Source organism: Chloroflexus sp., assembly GCF_034432675.1.
In the GTDB taxonomy this organism is placed as follows: domain Bacteria; phylum Chloroflexota; class Chloroflexia; order Chloroflexales; family Chloroflexaceae; genus Chloroflexus.
Genome location: NZ_DAOUBI010000089.1, coordinates 1 through 22,136, shown reverse-complemented (window position 1 = coordinate 22,136; position 22,136 = coordinate 1). Strand labels below are relative to the sequence as shown.

The window sequence follows — 22,136 nt, the reverse complement described above, 5'->3', positions numbered from 1 at the left end:
CTGCTGGGAGCGCACGCCTCCGGCGCACCCCTCCGCCAGGCACGGCAGGAAGTGAGTGCCTCCAGCTCCACCAGGCGCGGAAGGGAGCGTATGCCTCCGGTGCTGCTGGGAGCACGCGCCTCCGGCGCACCCATCCACCGGGCGCGGTAGGGAGCGTGTGCTTCCGGTGCTGCTGGGAGCACGCGCCTCCGGCGCACCCTTCACCTGGAACTGTCCGCCATCCCAGGCCTGCTCCACCGTTCCCAGCAGGTTAGCACACGCCTGAACCAGCTCACGACAGCGGAGACACACCCGGCACTGGCGACTCCCGCCCCCAGCGGGGTCGGGTTGGGGTGGGGGCGTATCGCAGAATTAGCACTAGGGGCAGCGCATGCGCAACTCGCTCACAAACCCGCTCCCCGGCATTTGCACCTGAGTGCGAATGTACGGAACTGGTCAGTCTGCCTGCAAAAACCTACTGGCGAGCCGCGGGTGGCACATCTGGCAGCGCTCCAGCATGGGTCTGACAATCAAGAGATGCACAACGCCAGGCACGATTTAATATACATCAATGCAGAAAATGTTGGTGACGGTCAGGTGTGTCATCAGCACAGCCATAGGAGCTATGCGTTTTATCAGGCACCGACAGCACAATAGCCGTGAGTCATCTCTGATACCACGTGCCAGTGTGGGGAGGGTGTGGATCGGTCACGGGTACGACGGGCGTTCTCGTCTATCTGGCCAGTCTTTGTGAGATGATTTCTAACGGCCTTGTGAGGATAGCGCTGGTAGTTCAAGGCGGATATACTCGTTTTGTCCATAAGATAATCCAAGTTGCCACCTACACTGTGAGCAAGCCACGAAAGACTACCTGCTATGATGAACAGCACGAGGCTACGCACTACGCACAACATTGTGCAGCGTACCTGAACGGTATGAATCGTTTGGGTCGCAGTCAGTTCCGTAGACGCACTACGTCACACACATCTGGTATGCCCATCCGCCGTGTCGCTGTGGTGGTATAAGGTGGCACCTTTGGTGACGATCTATCCTCGTTCATCCGCCTCACCCGCGTCCATCCGTGTTCCTCCCCTCCCCCATAGCGCTCAACGACCCGCACCGCGGTAGTGACGTAAGGTAGCAACTTGGATGATGATAATGTTACCAGGCTCACGTCGCGTTACGGTACCAACACCTCTTCAACGGCGCGCTCAATCCGTACCGCGTCGTCCTGGGTTTCGAGCGGGTCTTTGCGCAACCGATGGCGCAATGCCAGGATCGCGATGCGACGTATGTCCTGTACGGTGACCTCGTTCCGGCCTTCGAGCGCGGCCAGGGCGGTTGCTGCTCTGGCCAGGGTGAGTTCACCACGGTGACCATCAACCTCAAGTTTGACGCACAGTTCGGCAATCTTGTAGAGCACCGGATCGGGTAAGATCACCTCTGGTAAACGCCGTTGGGCTTGCTTGATTTTACGCTGTAGTTTCTGGGTCTCTTTGGCCCATTTTTCGACAAACGCAAACGGATCGGCGTCATATTCACGTCGTCGCTTGACAATCTCGACTCGCTCGCTCACATCGGTAATGGTGGTAATGCGGGCATGCAGACCGAACCGGTCGAGAAGCTGGGGCCGCAGATCGCCCTCTTCGGGGTTTCCCGATCCCACCAGTACGAAGCGGGCCGGGTGGCGCACGCTGACACCCTCTCGTTCAACCACGTTGACACCTGATGCCGCTACGTCGAGTAACACGTCAACCAGATGGTCTTCGAGCAGATTCACTTCATCAATATAGAGAAAGCCGCGATTGGCGCGGGCCAGCAGGCCAGGGGCGAATGCCTGTACACCCTGCGTCAATGCCCGTTCGATGTCGAGGGTACCGCAGACGCGATCTTCAGTAGCACCGAGGGGCAGGTCTACTACCGGCACCGGAATATTTATCACCGCAGGCTTTTTCGTTTTACCGGACTGCTGTTCTAACGCCCGACACTGATCGCACAGCCCGGCCGTGCGGTCGGGTGCGCACGAATACGGACAGCCGGCAACCGCTTTGATCGGCGGCAACATAGCTGCCAGTGCCCGTACCGCGGTTGATTTGGCCGTCCCGCGATGCCCCATCACCATCACGCCGCCGATAGTTGGGTTGACCACACACAGCAAAAGAGCCAGCTTCAGTTCAGCCTGACCAACAATCGCCACAAACGGGTAGGGGGGTGTTGAGGCGTTTGTCGGTGGGGTATGACCATTCTTCGATACGTCGTCGGTTGCGATTGTTTGCACGTGTTCTTTGCTCATCTGACGTTACCTTTGTACGCAATAAAACGGCAGGCGTGGATCCGCCTGCCTGCAACGAACCTGACCAGGCAGGACAGACAGAGCTATGCTGTGCTTCCTTCCTGGCGACGGTATTCCGTTATCCTGTGTAAAGCCGGTCTAACGCTGTGATTTAATCACGGAGCCGGCCGTCGGCTTGCGTCCGGTGCGAGTACGACGTGCGTAGGCAGTGATGTTCGTCCACAAGAACGTCAGACCAAGACCCAGAACGGTCAAAATCAAACTGGCCCAACACAGGATTGCCGGCGTCAACGGACCAATCATTTGGGTAGCTTCTCCGAGTCCGCTTGGCATAGTGTTCACTCCTCTCGCGACTGTTGAGCTTTTGCAGCATACGACGGCATAATGACTTCACGCATTTTCTGCGGATCGATACGGAAGTTCTCTATTAATTCTACCACGTAGCGCAAATGTGATCGCGGGATGGAAACGAACATTTCACTCGGATCGAGCCGATTATGCATTCGTCCGCCGCCGTCACCAATGGCAAACACTGAATTCTTGGTGTGCCAGGGTGCAGCAAAAATTGAGGCACACGCACTGGCACCCAGCTCACCGACCGGAAATGTCCCGCTGCGCACACTGGCTGCACCGGCGATCTGCATTGCCCGTTGTGGATCAACCACACAGACCATCAGATCAACCGGTACTCCATCTGGTACGTCGTCAAGTGGTGCCGCCGCCAGTGCCTTGATCATCCCTGCCGGTAACGAGTAGCTTTGCTGTTTATTGCACGCCGCGGCTTCCGGTGTATAAAAGCCCTGCGCATCGGTCAGATAGATACCCTGGGTAATGTACGGCCCCGGATCAGGATTGAAACCGAGGTGGTACTGCCCTACCCAGCAGTCGTGGTGGGTAGCATCAACATACACGCGCCGCCCCTGTTCGGCTTCGCGGACAATCGCACACGCCACCACATTGACCGGCTCGTATCCCGGTGGTGGCCCATCGTAACAATAGGTGATCGCGACCGGTCGCCGTTTGACCCGCATCCGTTCCACCAGGAGGCGATTGAGCAGTTTCAGATCGGGGATTTCATCGTTTTCACTCATCAGCGCCTCCACCACAGGTTTTGCAGATCGGGGCTTTCCGCGTTCAGTGCCGCCGCAGTTTGGCCCCAGCGCCATATCCATCCCTCGATCCACCAGCGTATCCGTAACCTGAGCGGCGTGACCCGATACTCAGTGGTTTGTCTGGCAAGGCGTAGCCACATTGCCCACCTCCATCATCCAACCTGCGGTTACAATGCTGCGCCCACTTACCGGTAGAACGGGCTGGCCGGTCGGCGCAGATCAACGTAGCGGAACGGCTCTCCTGAACGCTGCAAGGCCGCCAGGATGGCAATCTTGCTGTCCAGATCGTCGGTGTTACCCATGCACACCGTCGTATGCCCATCGATAGTTAACGTCATACCCTTCTTCGGATCGTGGTTGGCTTCGGTGACGTACATACCCAATTCTTTGAGCAACCGGGTGACAACCAGCCGGGTTGGGGCGTCCATTTCTGGCTTCTCGCCGACCGCTCGCTCCATCAAGCCAAGCGTGATCACCGGCGCTGGTTGGCGTACCTGGTGGTCACCGAACAATTCTTCAGCGGTCGCTCCGGTCGGCGTAATATCTGGCTCTTCGGCTCCAAAGACGCTGAGAAATTCTTTGTATGGAAGAGGTACGACCTCTTCCATCTTGACCGTCGGCAACGTGCGGTCGATGATCTGACGTGCCAGTCGGTCAAAGAGAGCATCAAAACGCGGCTCTTGCAAAGCTAACTGACAGGCATCGGCCAGTTCGCGTACTTTGCGATCCAGGGGAATACTGGCCAGCACCGGCAGATTGATCTTTTCGGCGAAGCGAGCCGCCACACCGCTACCGTCGTCGCGATTGACCACCAGCCCCAGCAGTTTGGTGCGCCCACCCATGCTGGCGAAATATTTGGCCGCGCTGGCAATGTTGTTGGCAGCGTAGAGGCTTTGCCGGTCGTTCCCGCAGAGAATGATGACCTCTTCGGCCAGTGAACGTGAGAGGGGTGTTGCAAACCCGCCACAGACTACATCACCGAGAAAATCCATCACCACATAGTCAAGCGCCCATTGGCTGAGGCCGAACTTTTCGAGCATATCAAAGCCGAACGTGATTCCACGTCCACCACAGCCGCGCCCTACTTCCGGCCCGCCAATCTCACAGCCATAGACAGTTGCCGCACCATTCATGATGGTGGTCTTAAAGATGACGTGATGGGCGGCCAGCTCCTCTTCACGTCCGGCTTCTTTAAACTCGCGCCAGACATCACCGAGTGTTGGCAGACTGATACCACCGAACAGCGCATTGCAACTATCGTGTTTGGGATCGCAACCGAGCTGAAGCACGCGATTTCCCAACAGGGCCAGCTTGCTTACCAGATTGGTGGTGAAGAATGATTTTCCCATGCCGCCTTTGCCGTAGACGGCGAGCATTCGTGCGGTTGAACCTGGCTGTTTCGTTTTTGGATGGGCAGGCATATAGCCATCTCTCCTTCCAGGCTGATGCGCATTGCTCCTCTGCGAAGGCGTACTACGCTGCGTCGGTACCGTTTTGCGGCCATGTGACCACGACCTTCAAACAGGCCGGGTCTTCCAGGGCCAGGCGATAAGCAGCCTGAATGCGGTCGAGCGGGACGTGATGAGTTAACAGACCATCAACCTTCAAGTCGCCATTGGCCAGCAAATCGCGTACCTGCGGCAGATCACCGTCGGGGCCAAATTCCCACTCGCGCGCAACCAGAATCTGCGCCTCACGCATAAAGACCGGTGCGTAGGGGATGCTGATGTGGTCGTAGTAGCCCAATAACACGACTCGCCCATGATTGGCCAGGAGTGGTAATGCCCCCGACAACGCACCCATTGAGCCGGTGGCCTCGATCAGTACATCAACCTTGGCTTCGCCGATAGCTTCATCGAGCGACTCGCGGGTAACATCGATAACCTGATCGGCCTGACTAGCTTGCAAGCGTACTGCCACCCGGTCGGCGACGGCAACGTGCTGAGCACCGACATATTTTGCCAGGCGGGCTGCCAGTTGCCCGACAATGCCCTGTCCCAAAACTAGTACCCGATCACTGCGGCGAATCTGGCCGATTTTGATACCGTGCAGTGCTGTGGCGGCCAGGGCTAGCAACACCCCGGTTGCCGGGTCGAGCGAACCAAGGGGGACAACTCGCTCGTGTTCGGCGGTAATATACTCACTCTGTCCACCCCAGGCCGCATTGACACCGCGGAAGCAACGGGCACCGCCGATATACACCCATTGACCGAGCAATTCTTTCGGCGCTTTACTACCAACCTGCACCACCTGTCCAACCGTCTCGTAGCCGGGTACCACCGGGAAGAGCAATTGTGGCTGGGGCAGCCGGCCATCAAGCAACATCCGTTCGGTACCGGCGCTAATCGACGTAAAGGCAGTCTTAATCAGCACATCGCCGGCTTTTGGTTCGTTGACCTGCACCGTGCGAATCTCAATTGTGTTTCGCTTTGGAATAACTACTGCTCGTGACTTGATCGGCATACAGTCGATCCGCTTTCTAGTACGCCGCAGCGTAATCTTCACCCAGAGAACCGGTTTGTATTATGATGGTTTGGCCATACCTGCTGATTGAGCCTGCAATTGTGCCTGTAATAAACGCCGTTCCTTTGCCGAACGAATGCCACGCCAGAGAAACTGACCAGCGTTGAAGAGGTATGTGACGTAGGCGAAGACCATCACCCACATGATCGTGCGGCTATCGAGGTGCAGCCACACGGCAACGAAATAGGCATTGTGGGTCAGAATAGCAATCAGATTACCCAAATCTTCCCAGAAGAACTCACGGGCCATGAAATACTTACCGTAAATGTCGTGTTCCCACAGCATACCGGTGATGGTCAGGGCCCAGATCAGCGCAATCTTGATCCACACGCTCACTGTCGCAACCCAATACCCTTCACCAGTTGCCAGATATCGGATAACCAGGGCAAAGCTGATAATAAACACGATGAACTGGATGGGGGCCAGAATGAACTGGGCTTTTGTCCAGGGTGATCGGTTGCGGCGTTCCAGTTGTTCGGGTGTATACATCATCTTCCTCCACGTTGATCGGTGACCGGTGCTGAGTTGACGCGACTCACAGTGAGTAGAAATCGATGTTCGACTTCTTGCCTCTCGTTGAGATCAGGCCATTGCTGCGCAGCCCAACCTTGCACACGCTCAATGGCTGTCTGCAACACCTCATCACTTAATGCCCATGTTTCTGCATCGCTGCGTGCGGCCATACCGGCAATCACCTCTGCCGGACTCAGCGTGCGGTGCCAGCGTGCTGCAACAATGCCTTCTTCTACCACCGGTGCTCCCAGCTTCGCCAGATGCTGGCTTACCGCTGCACCTGCGCCCGGTGGGCGAGCACCAGGAAGCAAATCCATCACCGCCTGCCGTAATTGCCCGCGCAGCAAGCCAACGCATGATGTCGGATCACGCCAGTCAACACCCTGAATGATCACACCGCCTGGGCGAGTTACGCGCACCATCTCAGCCAGTCCGGTGCGCCAGTTCGGGAGCAGATGAAGCACGTGTACAGCCAGCACCGCATCGAAGGTTGCCGTGGCAAAGGGAAGGTATTGCGCATTGGCCTGCACCAGATGAAGTGATGTGCCGGTCTCTTCAGCCCGTCGGTGGGCAACGTGCAACATACCTGCCGAGATGTCAATCCCGATGACAGTGGCACCGGCAGCGGCGACCGGCAGGGCAATACGCCCACTCCCGATCCCGATTTCAAGCACTCGTGCCCCACTGCCGGTCTGATCGACGATAGCCTGCCCAATCGAGGTTGACACCTCGGCGGGATGCGCACGTTGCGCATCGTACACATCGGCAATGTGATCAAATGTGATCGGTAACGGCATGTCAGGTCTCTGCTCTCCATGCGCTGCAAGCTATGATGCTGCATCCATTGCCAGTGCATTCGTAATCTCCTGCCGGGTCAGACCCTTGAATTCCTGTACCGAAATACCGCGCAAGATGCCGATAGCCAGTACCATGAGCAGAGCTTCCAACCCGAATACCAATCCGTAGCCAACCGCCGGAGTAACCAGACCACCTTCGATCATCACTGTATGACCAAGACCACTGATCACATTGGCAAACCCATTGCCGAGGCCTTGTGCCATACCCCACATCCCCATATACAGACCGGTCTGCCCCTCGACGGTCATCTCCATCATCATCGCCAGCGCACCGACGTTAAAGAGACCGATTCCCAACCCCATGATGAGCAGTGCCGGGCTGATGATCTCGCGGTGCAGGGTAAGAGCCGCAATCATCAACAGTGCCAGCCCACCGGCAACACCGAGACCGCCGAGAGTAGCAATAGTCTTCTTCTGGATGGGGAAGATGCTGGAGAGAATACCGATGCCGAGCATGCCGAGCAGTGCACCGGCCCCCCAAGCCTGCTGGAATGCAGCCGTGTCTTTTTGCGGCATACCGAACACCTCAGCGCCAAACGGCTCCAGGATTGCATCTTGCAGGAAGATACCGAGAATGGCTAGCAGCACGAAGGCGAAAAAGCCACGCACCTGGGGATTCCGCTTCATCAAACCGGTGGCAACTCGCCAGGTCTCTAGCGGCCCGGCTTCACCCTTCTCCGGAGCCTGCTCCAGCAGCTTGCGATGCTCTTCTTTCGCGATCGGCTTCTCCATCCCGATCACGCCCAGCAGGACGGTGACCGTCACGATAATTGGGGTCAGGTTGTAAAGTTGTTGCATGGCTTCTGGCGAATATACCGGCATAATGACACGTGAGATACCTGCTGAGACGATACCGCTGATAATCACCGTGGCCCAGATAAAGGCAACGACGGCCCCACGCTCTTTCGGTGTAGTGACTTCGGCAATGAGCGCATTCGATGAGCTGCCGTTCATTGCCATCAGTACACCGAATAGAAAGATCAGGGCAAAGGCTTCAACCGTTGCGATGAAGGATCGCTCGCCCAGGCCAATCGCAATACCCGGCAAGGTGAGGAAGATAAGGGCAGCGCCTACATTTGACAGAATAACGTAAGGTGTGCGACGTAAGCCGAAGATCGGATAACGGTCAGTAAATCGCCCCCAGTACACCTGAAAGAACGAGATGAAGTGGTGCATGCCAATCAGGGTGGTAACAATCACTGCCATTGCACCGAGGTCTGAAATTGACACCCGGTTGAAGTTGAACGTGAGCAGGGCAAACATCCATCCGGCGCCTACCCGCATCAGCGAGAGGCGAAAGGTCTTGACGGCGAAACGGAGCAGACCCATTGCGCACACCTTTCTAGTTCTTTGTCAAAGGCGAACCAACATGTAGCACGGAGTTTGCACTACATTTTTTCAGAGCGTCTCACCAATTGCTGTCGGCAGATTCGGTGACCCTTCCTGGATATTTTGAGGCGTTCGGGATATTTTGTTCAGCGTGAGTATAGCATATAGAACAGGCATATGCAATATTTGCAAAATTTGTGCAATCGCTTGTCAATCTCAAAAATTTGCATATATGTCGAAAATAATGATGTATGGTGAGTCGATTGTTTTGATCTTCCCTTCAATATGCCGTGTTAGATGGCTGAAACCTCAATTGACAATGTATGATTATCAATTGCATAGTACATGGAAGTATTGCAATAAGGAATTGATGCTCGGCATGGTTATGAATTCTCTACCCGAAACCCCTGCTTGTTACACAGGGTGACAATAACTATAACTGCGCATCCTGCCCTTGCCCTAGGAACGCGAGCCTCCGGCTTGCACCAGCCATGCGATTGTTCTGAGCGTGGATGCGCAGAACTGGCGTTATCGCTCTGCACACAGCAGGATTACGTTTCAAGGAGGATGCTGTTGCCAGACCGGGTTGCCTGTGTCACGTTGTGTGGAGTACGGCAGCCACACTACCGTGCCGGCCGTGCTCATCATCAGACGCGCGTCGCAGCAGTTTCTCCATCTATCACGGGGATGAGGCTGTGCAAACACACTAGAAGGCTAGCTGACTGCGTGTGAGCAGTGGTGTGGATCGTGGAGCAGGCTTCCAGCTTGTCTGTCGGCATCCCTCCGCGCTCGTCCCGTGAAGGTGGCCTAAGTGATGAACAAGCTCGAGCGGGAGTCTACCCCTAGAGTGAGGTATCCCATCACCAGGTTGATAAACACTGGTGAGTGACATCAGCAGTAATGCACGGTATCAATGAAGATGTGATATAAGACATGCTCCACGATAAACTGTCTCTGTGGTGATAGTTTATCCAAGACCAGCGGGTGATGCAGCACCATCCCATCCTCGGTGCCCTTTGTACTTTTGGGGTGATAGTCTATTCAGGCTACACCGGGGGTGATATAAAACTGTGTTCCTCACCAAAGAGAGACGCTGCTCTTCAGACCACATCAAGTGGTAATACTCTGGTTCGCGCTGTCGATATACTTCATTGTGGCTTTTCGGTCACACTTCGGTGTTGCCGGGTCATGCACGTATTCTTACTTGAGGTTGAACCTATGTTGCACCAGAACATCGTTGCTGCTCATCGCACACTGTTTAGCTTACTGATGATCCTAACTGTGGTTTTGGCAGGGCTGCGTCCGGATGTCGCTTTTGCCAATGCCACGACTGATGTAGTACTCAGCACCGATTTTCCCGTCGTTAACAGCGGTGACTGGTCGGTCATTAATGTTGACTATAGCTGTTCGAGCGTACTGAACACACCCTGTGAAAATGCCACAGTGACGGTGGTGTTGCCGCCAACCCTAGCTGGTGGTGCCGGTGACGTGCAGGCGCTAGGTGCTGGAACGTCGCCGGCATATAATCCCGCCAACCGTACCGTCACCTGGACGTTCAATGCACCACTGGCCGCAGGTGATAGTGGTAGGCTGGAATTACGGGTCCGTTTCCCGGCCGGCAGTACGCCCGATGGTACCACGGCTACTCTCCGTGCCGAGATGCGCTCGACAACCGCGCCTCCCGATCTGTCGAACCCGCTAATGATCACCGCTCGTGCTGAACCGAATGCGGTCGCCACCAAGACCTTTGTCTCCGGTGGTGCTCCTGATGTGCCAACAACCTATCAGCTTCAAGTGTGTATTCCCAATAACGGTTCTGGTGCATTGAATCTAACTAATGTTCAGATTACCGATACCCTGCCGGCCGGGGTTACGTTTGTTAGCGCTTCCGATGGTGGTACCTTCAATGGAGCTACCAACACCGTTACCTGGCCGCCAACCAGCCTGACGGTGCCGGCTAGCCTTTGCGCAACGCGCACGGTGACGGTGATCTTTCCGGCTACTACCTTTCCCGTCGGCACTGAAGTGCGGAATGTGATGGATGTCACCGCTCAGGCAGGTTTGGAGACGATAACACTCACCGATGATGATGTGCGTCGGATTCAACCTCCTACGCCGGGTTATGGTTTCACGAAGAATGGCCCAACCACCGCATTGGTTGGCGATACGGTAACCTACACCTTGAACACGGTCAATACCGGTACCACCCCATTAAATGATGTGGTGGTGACCGATCCGGTGCCGTCAGAGTTGCAGGTGACCCGGATAACGGCTGCCGGTGGCAATATTGCCGGGGTACGGGTTGAGCTGGAGTACACTACTAATCTCAATCCTACCTTCACTGCTGTGTCTGGGAGTCCATTCACGACCACAAGCTGTGTGAATATCGCGCCCAATACCGGTGGTGGCTGTACGACTCTGACCCTGGGAGCGGGTGAGCAGATTACGGCGATCCGTTGGCGCTATCTTGATCCACTGCCGTTTGGTTTCAGTGCGACTGGACATAACTTTCGTGCTGTGGTCACTGCCAGCCCGATCAATGGGGTGGTCGTTAATCAGGCTACCAGTACCTTTACTTACAATGGGTTTACGGCCACTCGCACCGACGAGGCGCGTACGCGCATCATCGAACCAGGTGCCCGTGCCGAAGTCTCCAAGTCGGTGAGTCCGGCGGTGGCGTATGCGGGTGATACGGTTACCTACACGATTACGCTGGCGAATACCGCCGTTGGTAGCCCGGCTGCTGCTTTGATCAATCCGATACTAGCTGATCTGCTGGTACCGGCTCTGATTTATGTGCCGGGGAGTGCAACGGTCGTTTCTCGTCCAACGGGTGCTCCCGATCCGGTATTCGATGTGATCGAGGATTTTAATGGCACCGGTCGCACCCTGCTGCGCTGGCGTTGGGATAGCTACAGCCTGCCGCCGAATGCGTCGTTTACGTTACGTTTTGGAGCCCAGATCGATCCGGCAACACAGGCCGGTACCATCAACAATACGGCATCGCTGGTCAGTTTTGCCAATCCTGCCGGCGAAATCTTTATTGATCGGTGTAGTCAGCAAAACCACGACAGCAACGATTTTGATGGCGATGGCAATATTACCGAGTTGCTCTGTTCATCATCAATTACCAGTCTGAGCCTGGCTGCTGCTGCAAATGCCAGTTCGGCAAAGTGGGTGCTCGGTCAGCTCGATACCGAGTGGACGCGCGATCCCGATACCGGGTTGACAACCCCTGGTGGGATGGCCGATTATCGACTGATTATCACCAATACGAATTCGGTACCGTTGACCAATTTGGTTATCATCGATATTCTGCCCTGGGTCGGCGATGTCGGTGTGGTTCGCTTCAACGATCCGCGTGGTAGTGAGTGGCAACCCTATTTGGCCGGTCCAATTGCCGTTCCTGACGGGGCAACCGTTTATTACAGTACGACAAACAATCCCTGTCGTAATCCCGATCTCGGTCTCAACGATGAGAATGGCAATCCGATTGATGCACCAGGGTGTGTTGATCCTCAGTGGTCGACTGTACTTCCCTCTGATATAACAACAGTACGGTCGGTGCGTATCGATTTCGGTAGCCGCGTGCTCTATCCGCAAGACTCGGTTGTCATCACCTGGCCGATGCGCGCACCACTGGGCGGTACGCCAGGCGAGATTGCCTGGAATACATTCGGCTATCGCGCTTTTGACATCAATGGGAATCCGTTGCTGGCGGCGGAACCACCACGGGTTGGTATCGAGCGAGGGCCGGTTATTCCGCCATCGTATGGGAACTACGTCTGGCTAGACACGAATCTGAATGGTGTGCAGGACACCGGCGAAGTCGGGGTCAATGGGGCACGGATTGACTTCTATCAGGACACCGACAGCGTTGCCGGGCCAAGTGCTGGTGATCGCTGGGTGGGCTTTACCATCTCTGGCCCGGATAATGATGGCAACCCCGGTTATTATCTCTTCTCTGACCCTGATGACATTCCACCAGGTGATTACTACATTCGTGTCACTCCTCCGGCTGGATATGGCTTGACTACTCCTGATCAGGGTGGTGATGATAGTCGTGATTCAGATATAAGCCCGACAACGCGCTATAGTGCAGTGACTACCCTTGTCTCCGGCGAAAATGACGACACTTGGGATGTGGGTTTGATCAACGAGACGGCAGTCGGGAATTATGTCTGGATCGATCGCAACGGCAACGGTGTGCAAGACGAGCCGCCAGGCGATGGCGTGAATGATATTACTGTGCAGTTGTACGAAGAGAATGGTGCTTTGGTTGCCACGACGGTCACCGCCGACGATCTGCTAGGTAATCCTGGTTACTATGTCTTCAGTGGCTTGAGCGCCGGCAATTATTACATTGAGTTTGTATTGCCTACTGGTCTGAACTTTACGACTGCCGATAGTGGCAGCAATGATCAACTCGACTCTGATACGAATCCGACGACTGGGCGTACAGGTGTCTTTACCCTGGTTGCCAATCAGTTCGACCGTAGCCGCGATGCCGGTTTGCTTGTGCCGGCGGGTACGCTCGCGCTGGGTGATCGGGTCTGGTATGACCGCGATAATGATGGTCGCTACGAGCCGCAGAACGGTGAAGCCGGCATCAATGGGGTTCGCCTGAGTCTCTTCCGTGATGTCAATAGCAATGGTCAGCCCGATGCCGGTGAGTATGTCGGTAGCTCAACGACGGCAACGGTTAGCGGCGAAGCCGGCTATTATCAGTTCACGAATCTAGTGGCCGGCGACTATATTGTGGTGATTGACGATAACAACTTCGCACCTGGGGGTGCACTCTTCGGCATGCGTTCGAGCAGTGGGAATGATCCGGCCCCTGATCCCGATAACAATGTCGATCACGATGACAATGGTGCGCTGTTTGGTGCAACCGTTCGCTCACAGCCGATTACCCTCACTGTCAACGGCGAGCCAACCAATGATGGTGATGGCGTGAATGGGAACCAGACCCTCGATTTTGGTTTTGTGAATGGCGCTGTGCTCGGTGATTTGGTCTGGTTTGATACGAATAGCAATGGTATCCAAGATGCCGGTGAACCAGGGGTTGCCGGTGTGACGGTTGAGCTGCTTGATGGAAGTGGTAACTCCATCGATAGTGATCCGACAGCACCTGGTGTGCAACCAATCACTACGGTGACTGATGGCACTGGTCGGTACGGTTTCAGTGGATTGGCTGCCGGTACCTATCAGGTGCGCTTCAGCAATCTGCCTGCTGGGTACAGCTTCACGACCGTCGATCAGGGTGTGAACGATAACTTGGACAGTGATGTCAACAATGCCGGTTTGACGTCGGTCATTACGCTTGCCGCAAATCAGACCGATCTGAGCTGGGATGCTGGCCTGGTCGCGACGCTAGCAAGTCTGGGTGATCGGGTCTGGAATGATCTTGATTACGACGGTATTCAAGACGCTGGCGAGCCAGGTGTGAGTGGGGTGCAGGTACAGCTCTATCGGCCCGGTTACGATAACGTGGCGGGTACCATCGATGATGAGCTGGTTGCTACCACAGTGACTGACATCAATGGCAATTATGACTTCACCAATCTGCCACCCGGTCGCTACTTTGTCGCATTTGGTTCACCACCAACCGGTTTTGTCGTATCGCCCACCGATCAGGGCAGCGATGACACAGTTGACAGCGATGCCGATCTCACCACCCGTCGCACCGCTATCATTGAGCTGACGCCGGGTGAGAACGATCCCAACTGGGATATGGGGCTGTTTGTCTTTGCATCTATCGGTGATCGCGTCTGGAGTGATACCAATAACAACGGTATTCAGGACGGTGGCGAGCCAGGTGTGGGTGGTGTGCAGGTACGGCTCTTCCGTCCAGGTAGCAGTGTACCGGTAGCCACCACTACCACGAATAGCAGTGGCCTCTACAGCTTTACCAATCTGATACCCGCCGACTACTATGTGGAGTTCAGCCTGCCCAGCGGTTATCGGGCCAGTCCACAGAACCAAGGGAGTGATGATACGCTCGACAGCGATGCCGATCCCATCACACGCCAGACGGCAACCACGACCCTCGATCCAGGCGAGAATGATCCAACCTGGGACTTCGGTATTGTGCCGACGGCCAGTATCGGTGATCGGGTCTGGCTCGATCTAAATGCCAACGGTATTCAAGATGCCAGTGAAACAACCGGTGTTCCAGGGGTGCAGGTTGTGCTGTACGACAGCGCAGGCAACCCGCTCAACACCACGGTGACCGATGTTGATGGCTTCTATCGCTTTGAGAACTTGCTTGCCGATGATTATTACCTGCGGTTTGTGGTACCGGCCAGCTTTATCATCAGCCCCCAGGATCAAGGCGGGAATGATAACGCCGACTCTGATGTCGATCCGACTACGTTCCTGACCGTACCGACGACGTTGAGCGCCGGTGAGAATGATCTGCGCTGGGATCTCGGCCTTTATCAGTTGGCCAGCATCGGTGATAGAGTCTGGCACGATGTAAATGGCAATGGCCGTCAGGATGGTGGTGAGCCGGGAGTGGCTAACGTGTCGGTAACGTTGTACCAGCCGGGCAACGATGGTCAGGCCGGCACAGCAGATGATGTGCTGGTTGCTTCAACCACAACCGATGCCAACGGCGAATACCTCTTCAGCAATCTCCAGCCTGGGCGGTATTTCGTCGTCTTTGGTGTAGCTCCTGGTTACAGTTTGATCAGCCCGCGCGATGCTGTGGTTGCCACCGACGAGACTGATAGCGATGTTGATGACAACCGGCGCACCCCAATTGTCGACCTGCTCTCCAGCACATCCAACCGAACGTTAGATATGGGTGTGCTAAACCCGGCCAGCCTGGGTAATCGGGTCTGGTTTGATGCTAACGTTAACGGTGTGCAAGACCTAGGCGAGGGTGGTGTAAGCGGAGTGACCGTGCGCCTCTTTGCGCTTGATGGGACACTGGTTGCCACGCAGACGACCGATGTCAACGGCGAATATCTCTTCACCAATCTGTCACCCGGTGAATACTATGTCGTCTTCAGCAATCTACCGCCAAATCGATCATTTACCCGTGCCGATCAGGGTGGTGATGATACTGCTGATAGCGATGCCAATCCGCTCGATGGGCGCACAGGGATTGTGCGTTTGAATTCGGGTGATGCGAATCTCACCGTTGATGCCGGTATCTTCGAGACCATCACCGTTGGTGATCGCGTCTGGCTTGATCGCGATGCCGATGGAGTGCAGGATAACGATGAAACCACCGGTATCCCTGGGGTACGCGTTGAGCTGCTGCGTGATAGTGATGGCGCCGTACTCGACTATACCTTTACCGATAGTAATGGTCTCTACCAGTTTACCAATCTCTTCCCTGGAACGTACCGTATTCGCTTTAGCGAGATTCCAACCGGTTATCTGCGTAGTCCGCAAGACCAGGGTAGCGATGATCAGCTCGACAGTGATGCCAACAGTAGTTTCGAGACAGCACCGTTCACGCCGGTTTCAGGTAACAATCTGCAATACGATTTAGGTTTGTACCAACCGGCTGAGATCGGCAATTTTGTCTGGGAAGATCGTAATGGCAACGGTCGCCAGGATGCCGGTGAGCCGGTACTGGCGAATGTGACCGTGACCCTAAGCGGCACCACCGGTGCAGGTAACTCCGTCACGTTGACGACGCAAACCGATAGCAACGGCATGTATCTGTTCTCTGATCTCGCGCCCGGTACTTACACGGTGACCGTCAGTGCACCGGCGGGGTATGTTTTCACTGCCGCCAATCAGGGTGATGATACAGGTGACTCTGATACCGACGCATCAGGCGTCATGGCTACAACTACGCTCGAATCGGGTGAGAGCGATCTGAGCTGGGATGCCGGTCTGTACCGTCCTGCCAGCATCGGTAACTTTGTCTGGCGCGATACCAATGGCAATGGCGTGCAGGATAGTGGTGAGAGTGGGATTGATGGTGTGACCGTGACCCTCACCGGTACAACCGGCAGTGGTAGCTTGGTGAGCCTAACGACCACGACAAGTGGCGGTGGTATCTACAGTTTCACCAATCTGGCACCGGGTAACTATCAAATTACGGTCACTGTGCCGACCGGTGAACGGTTCACTTATCGCGATATTACGGCAACCGAGGTGGCCGGAGCAACGGACAACAACGATAGCGACGCGGATAGTACCGGCACGATGATCACCACCACCCTTGAGTCGGGAGAGACCGATCTGAGTTGGGATGCAGGACTGGTGATTCCGGCCAGTTTGGGCGATTTCGTCTGGGAAGACTTGAACGGTGATGGCATCCAGGAGATGAGTGAGCCAGGCTTTGCGAATATTACCGTTGAGCTGATCGGTGCCGGGCGTGACCGTACCTTCAGTACTGCCGACGATACCTTGGCGACAACAACAACCAATGGGAGCGGCATCTACAGCTTTACCGATCTGCAACCCGGTCTCTATCGTGTGCGCTTCACTCGCCCGAACGGTTATGGCTTCACGGTTGGAGATGCTACGGCGGCAACCGACGCCATCGACTCGGATGTGCCGACAGGAATTGCGGCAACGGCTACGACAACAACCATTGATCTCGAATCTGGTGAGAATGATCCGACGTGGGATGCCGGTCTCTACCAGCTCCTCTCGTTGGGCAACCGGGTTTGGGAAGATGCTGATAACAACGGCCAGATCAACGGTAGCGAGACCGGGATCGATGGCGTGATTGTGAACCTTTACCGTGACCTCAATGGTGATGGTGATGTCAGTGATAGCGGTGAAACGACGCCGGTTGCCACAACGACAACCACGAATGGTGGTTACTATCTCTTCAGCGGTCTGGTGCAGGGTAACTATCTGGTGGAAGTCGTGTTGCCGGCGGGCTATGTGTCGAGCACAGGTGCGAACGGAAGTGCTACTGGGGCCTATGAACCGGCACCTGACGCCGATACCGACTCTACCGACAGCGATGACAACGGTACCCGCAGCGGAGGTGTTGTGCGCAGCACCATCGTGCGGCTGACCCCCAATAGTGAACCAACAGCCGAGAGCGATCCGTTGCCGGGCAGCATTACCGATCCGGCTCGCAACGAAAACAGCAACCTGACGGTTGACTTTGGCCTCTTCCGTCCGGCAAACATAGGTAATCTGGTCTGGTTTGACCGTGATGCCAACGGTGTGCAGAATGGTGGCGATGAGACAGGCATCGTTGGAGTGACGGTGCAGCTCTACGATGCCAACGACACGCTCATTGCGACCACAACCACGGCTGCTGATGGCAGTTATCGGTTTGATTATCTCATTCCAGGTGATTACTATCTTGTCTTTGAGCTGCCGACCGGCTATGTCTATAGTCCGCAGGATGAGGGTGGGAATGATACCACCGATAGCGATCCTGATCGCACCAGCGGTCAGACCATCGTGACAAACCTGGTCGCCGGCGAGAGTGATTTAAGCTGGGACGCTGGTTTGTACCAGCGGGTGAACTTGGGCAATCGGGTCTGGAACGACGTCAATAATAACGGTCTGCTCGATAGTGGTGAGAGTGGCATTGATGGGGTGGTTGTCAATCTCTACTACGATGCGGATCGAAATGGAGTCATTAACGGTAGTGAAACAACCCCAATTGCCACAACGACCACGGCGGGTGGCGGCTTCTACAACTTCACCGATCTCGATCCGGGGAATTATCTGGTTGAGATTGCAGATACAAACTTCGACAGTGGAGAGGCGCTTGGACCGAGTGGCAATCAGCCGGCCTTCCGTTCCAGCACCGGTATCAATGGCTCTGCAACCGGTCCTTACGAGGCAGCACCTGATCCTGACAACAACGTTGATAACGATGACAACGGTACAACCGATGGTAGTGGTGCCGTTCGCTCGGCTATGATCACTCTGCGCTCGCAAGATGAGCCAACGGGCGATGGCGATGGCAATAACGGCAACCTGACCGTTGATTTTGGTTTCTTCCGCCCGCTGACACTGGGCAATCTGGTCTGGCACGATGTGAACAACAATGGCCAACGCGATGGTGGCGAAATTGGGATTGATGGTGTTGTCGTCCAGCTCTACCGTGATACGAATGGAAACGGTAGCTACGATGCCGGCACCGATACGCTGGTTGCGACCACCACGACCGCTGGTGGTGGGGACTATCGCTTTACCAACCTTGTCCCCGGCGATTATCTAGTGGTCATTCCGGCAAGTAATTTTGGCACCAGTGATGCATTGCGCTTCTTCCGCAGCAGTGATAATGGCAATGCGACCGATACTGCCGCCGATCCCGACAACGATAGCGATAACGATGATAACGGGATTGGGCCAAATGTGGGTGTGGTGATCGGTGCGGCGACGGATCTGGTACGCAGTACCGCAGTAACGCTCAGCCTTGATGGTGAACCAACCGGTGAAGATGGCGATAGCAATACCAATTTGACAGTCGATTTCGGTTTCTACAGTCTGACCATCGGTAATCGGGTTTGGATCGATCTCAATAACAACGGTATCTTTGATGCTGGAGATATCAATGGTGGCTATGCTGATGGAAGAACTGTACGCTTGTTCTACGATGCTAATAATGACGGAGTGATTAGCGGCAGTGAAACAACTGCGGTTGCCACTATAACAACCAGCAACGGTGGGCGTTACCTGTTTGGTGGTCTGCGCGATGGGGGTAATTACGCTGTAGAGGTTGTATCGGATGCTAATTACGTGTCAAGTACTGGGATCAATGGCAGTGCCGGTGGCCCCTACGAACCGGGGCTTGATCCTGATAGCAGCACGGTGGATAACGATGACAACGGTACTGCGACCGGCAATAATGAGCGTAGTCCGGTCTTCACCGTGCGTGTCGGCTTAATGCCTACTGGCGAACCGGATGCAGTGATGCCGACTGGAGTAACCAATCCGGCTGCTGATGCCAACAGCAATCTCACGATTGACTTCGGCCTGTTTGATGATGCCCGGATTGGCAATCAGGTCTGGCTCGATGTCAATGGGAATGGAATACGCGAAGCGGGCGAAACAACCTATATTGCTGGGGTTACGATCACCATCTACGATGCCACCACCGGTCAGCCGCTTGACGGTGATCCAACTACGCCCGGCATCCAACCCATTACGCGCACGTCGGTAGCAGCCGCTACAAGCTACCTCTTCACTCACCTGATTTCTGGTACCTACTACCTGGTCTTTAGCGACATACCGGCGCAGTACGCCATCAGTCTTCCGGATCAGGGTTTTGATGATACTGTCGACTCGGATGTTAATCCATCCTCGCTGCGAACTGCCGACATCACTCTCGGCACAACGAACAATAACGATTTGAGCTGGGATTTGGGGTTGTACCCCCGTCTGACGTTGGGGAATCTGGTCTGGTACGACAGCAACGATAACGGTCTGATTGATGGGGGTGAGAATGGGATTGGTGGTGTTCAGGTTGATCTCTACCGCGATAGCAACAATAACGATCAACCTGATGCGGGTGAGTTTGTGGCATCAACCACAACCAATGTGACCGGTAACTACTTCTTTACCGGTTTAGAGCAGGGGAACTACATCGTCGTCATCCCGGATAGCAATTTTGCCCCTGGTCAACCGCTCTATCGCCATCGTTCAAGCACCGGCAGCAATGGTGCTGCAACCGGGCCGTATGAACCGGCTGCTGATCCGGACAACAACATTGATAACGATGATAACGGCACCGACACCAGTAATGGTGTAGTTAGCGGTGTTATTTCGCTCAATCCATCGTTCGAACCAACCACTGATGACGATGATGCGAATGGCAATCTGACGCTCGATTTCGGTTTCTTCGAGCCACTCACACTGGGCAACCTAGTTTGGAACGATGTGAACAACAACGGTCAACGCGACAATGGCGAGACCGGTATTGATGGTGTGCGCATTGAACTCTACCTCGACAGCAATGGCAATAACCAGGTTGATGCAGGTGAGTTTGTCGCATTCACCACAACAGCGAGTGGCGGTCTCTATACCTTCAGCGATTTGATTGAGGGGAACTACATTGTGCGAATTCCGGCCGGCCAGTTTGGTGCCGGTCAGCCGCTAGCCGGTTTTGTGTCGAGCACCGGTACCAACGGATCGGCTACCGGCGCCTACGAATCGGCACCCGATCCCAATAACAACACTGACAACGATGACAACGGTACCACCGATGGTATTGGCAACGTTGATAGTGCGCCGGTCACGCTCGCTCGCAGTACTGAACCAATCACCGACGGCGATGGCGATAATGGCAATCTGACGGTGGATTTCGGCTTCTTCCGTCATGCCCACCTTGGTGATCGAGTCTGGCACGATCTAGATGCCGATGGTATTCAGGATACTGGCGAATCGGGCATCGGTGGGGTAAATGTACAGTTGTTCAGTGCCGGCCCTGATGGTGTCATTGGCGGTGGAGACGATTCGCTGGTGGCGACAACCAGCACTGATGGGAATGGGGTATATGGCTTCAGCCACCTTCTGCCCGGCAATTACTACCTGATCTTCGCCCAACCCACTGGGTACAGCTATGTCAGTCCGCAAGATCAGGGCAGCGATAACGCTGCTGACAGCGATGTTGACCCGGTAACCCGCCAGACGCCGCTGATCACGCTCGCTGCGGGTGATAATGACCCATCCTGGGATATGGGGGTCTTCAACCGCGCCAGCATCGGTAATTTCGTCTGGGAAGACACTGATGGCGATGGAGTGCAGGATAGCGGTGAGCAGGGTGTGGCGAATGTCACTGTGCTGTTGAATGGCACGACCGGTGCCGGTACGGTGGTGAACCTGACCACCACCACCGACAGCAATGGCTTCTACCGGTTTGACAACCTCGTACCGGGTACGTACACGGTGACGGTCCAGGTACCGGCTGGCTATATCGTCACTGCTGCCAACCAGGACAGTGACGACACGCTCGACTCGGATGCTGACCCGAACACCGGTGTCATGAGTGCCACGGTGCTGACGTCGGGTGACGTTGACCTAACCTGGGACGCCGGTCTCTACCGTCCGGCCAGTGTTGGTGATCGGGTCTGGCTCGACACCAACGGTAACGGGTTGCAAGATGCTGGTGAGTCGGGCATTCAGAGTGTTGCCGTCGCAATCTACAGTGTTGGCCCGGATGGTGTTATCGGTGGTGGTGATGATGTCTATATTTCGGCGACATCCACCGACAGCAATGGTAATTACAGCTTCAGCGGGTTACGACCGGGGAGCTATTACCTGCTCTTCAACTTGCCGGTCGGCTACAATATCAGCCCACAGGATCAGGGCAGCGATAACACTATCGATAGCGATGTTAATCCGATCTCACGGCAGACGACAGTTATCACGCTCGCCTCGGGTGATAATGATCCGACCTGGGATATGGGGCTATACCAGTCGGCCAGTGTCGGCAACGTCGTCTGGCATGATGTCAACGGCAACGGTGTGCAGGATGCGGGTGAGATCGGGATTGAGAACGTGACAGTCACCCTCTATCGTGCTGATAGCTCGATAGTCGGTTCGACCACAACGGCGGCAGACGGCTCATACAGCTTCACCAACCTG

The 22,136-nt window shown here is 55.3% G+C and carries 9 protein-coding genes; 1 reads left to right on the top strand and 8 read right to left on the bottom strand.

The annotated features are described in order from the left end of the window. Nucleotides 1-1,159 precede the first annotated feature (1,159 nt). The 8 genes from bchI to VAE55_RS06840 all read right to left on the bottom strand — a co-directional run bounded on the left by bchI (nucleotide 1,160) and on the right by VAE55_RS06840 (nucleotide 8,606). Nucleotides 1,160-2,272, bottom strand: a complete 1,113-nt coding sequence (gene bchI, locus VAE55_RS06875; RefSeq protein WP_322815055.1) for a magnesium chelatase ATPase subunit I — start codon at nucleotides 2,270-2,272, stop codon at nucleotides 1,160-1,162. Between the two features lie 138 nt (nucleotides 2,273-2,410). Further along, complete coding sequence (locus tag VAE55_RS06870) at nucleotides 2,411-2,605, bottom strand: hypothetical protein (RefSeq protein ID WP_012660441.1); 195 nt, start codon at nucleotides 2,603-2,605, stop codon at nucleotides 2,411-2,413. A gap of 5 nt (nucleotides 2,606-2,610) precedes the next feature. Then, entirely contained in the window at nucleotides 2,611-3,363 is a 753-nt protein-coding gene (locus VAE55_RS06865) for a DUF169 domain-containing protein (RefSeq protein WP_322815054.1), read from the bottom strand. Nucleotides 3,364-3,569: 206 nt separating this feature from the next. Continuing rightward, nucleotides 3,570-4,805, bottom strand: a complete 1,236-nt coding sequence (locus VAE55_RS06860; protein WP_322815053.1) for a chlorophyllide a reductase iron protein subunit X — start codon at nucleotides 4,803-4,805, stop codon at nucleotides 3,570-3,572. Nucleotides 4,806-4,857: 52 nt separating this feature from the next. Continuing rightward, entirely contained in the window at nucleotides 4,858-5,847 is a 990-nt protein-coding gene (locus VAE55_RS06855) for a zinc-binding dehydrogenase (RefSeq protein ID WP_322815052.1), read from the bottom strand. Nucleotides 5,848-5,907: 60 nt separating this feature from the next. Next, nucleotides 5,908-6,399 carry a 2-vinyl bacteriochlorophyllide hydratase gene (gene bchF / locus VAE55_RS06850; RefSeq protein WP_242605027.1) on the bottom strand — a complete coding sequence of 164 codons (492 nt, stop codon included), beginning with the start codon at nucleotides 6,397-6,399 and terminating at the stop codon, nucleotides 5,908-5,910. Continuing rightward, entirely contained in the window at nucleotides 6,396-7,217 is an 822-nt protein-coding gene (locus VAE55_RS06845) for a class I SAM-dependent methyltransferase (protein ID WP_322815051.1), read from the bottom strand. Before VAE55_RS06845 ends, bchF begins: the two co-directional genes overlap by 4 nt. 30 nt (nucleotides 7,218-7,247) lie before the next feature. Next, a complete protein-coding gene (locus VAE55_RS06840) occupies nucleotides 7,248-8,606 on the bottom strand; it encodes a BCD family MFS transporter (protein ID WP_322815050.1) in 1,359 nt (452 codons plus the stop codon). Nucleotides 8,607-9,824: 1,218 nt separating this feature from the next. On the opposite strand from VAE55_RS06840, the gene VAE55_RS06835 reads away from it, so the two are divergent. Next, nucleotides 9,825-22,136 (top strand): SdrD B-like domain-containing protein (locus VAE55_RS06835; protein ID WP_322815049.1); only part of this gene is annotated, 12,312 nt, incomplete at its 3' end.

Bases quoted from the DNA above. Each gene is read 5' to 3' on its own strand.
- VAE55_RS06860 (WP_322815053.1), bottom strand. From the start codon at position 4,805: ATGCCTGCCCATCCAAAAACGAAACAGCCAGGTTCAACCGCACGAATG.
- bchF (WP_242605027.1), bottom strand. From the start codon at position 6,399: ATGATGTATACACCCGAACAACTGGAACGCCGCAACCGATCACCCTGG.
- VAE55_RS06865 (WP_322815054.1), bottom strand. From the start codon at position 3,363: ATGAGTGAAAACGATGAAATCCCCGATCTGAAACTGCTCAATCGCCTC.
- VAE55_RS06870 (WP_012660441.1), bottom strand. From the start codon at position 2,605: ATGCCAAGCGGACTCGGAGAAGCTACCCAAATGATTGGTCCGTTGACG.
- VAE55_RS06845 (WP_322815051.1), bottom strand. From the start codon at position 7,217: ATGCCGTTACCGATCACATTTGATCACATTGCCGATGTGTACGATGCG.
- bchI (WP_322815055.1), bottom strand. From the start codon at position 2,272: ATGAGCAAAGAACACGTGCAAACAATCGCAACCGACGACGTATCGAAG.
- VAE55_RS06840 (WP_322815050.1), bottom strand. From the start codon at position 8,606: ATGGGTCTGCTCCGTTTCGCCGTCAAGACCTTTCGCCTCTCGCTGATG.
- VAE55_RS06855 (WP_322815052.1), bottom strand. From the start codon at position 5,847: ATGCCGATCAAGTCACGAGCAGTAGTTATTCCAAAGCGAAACACAATT.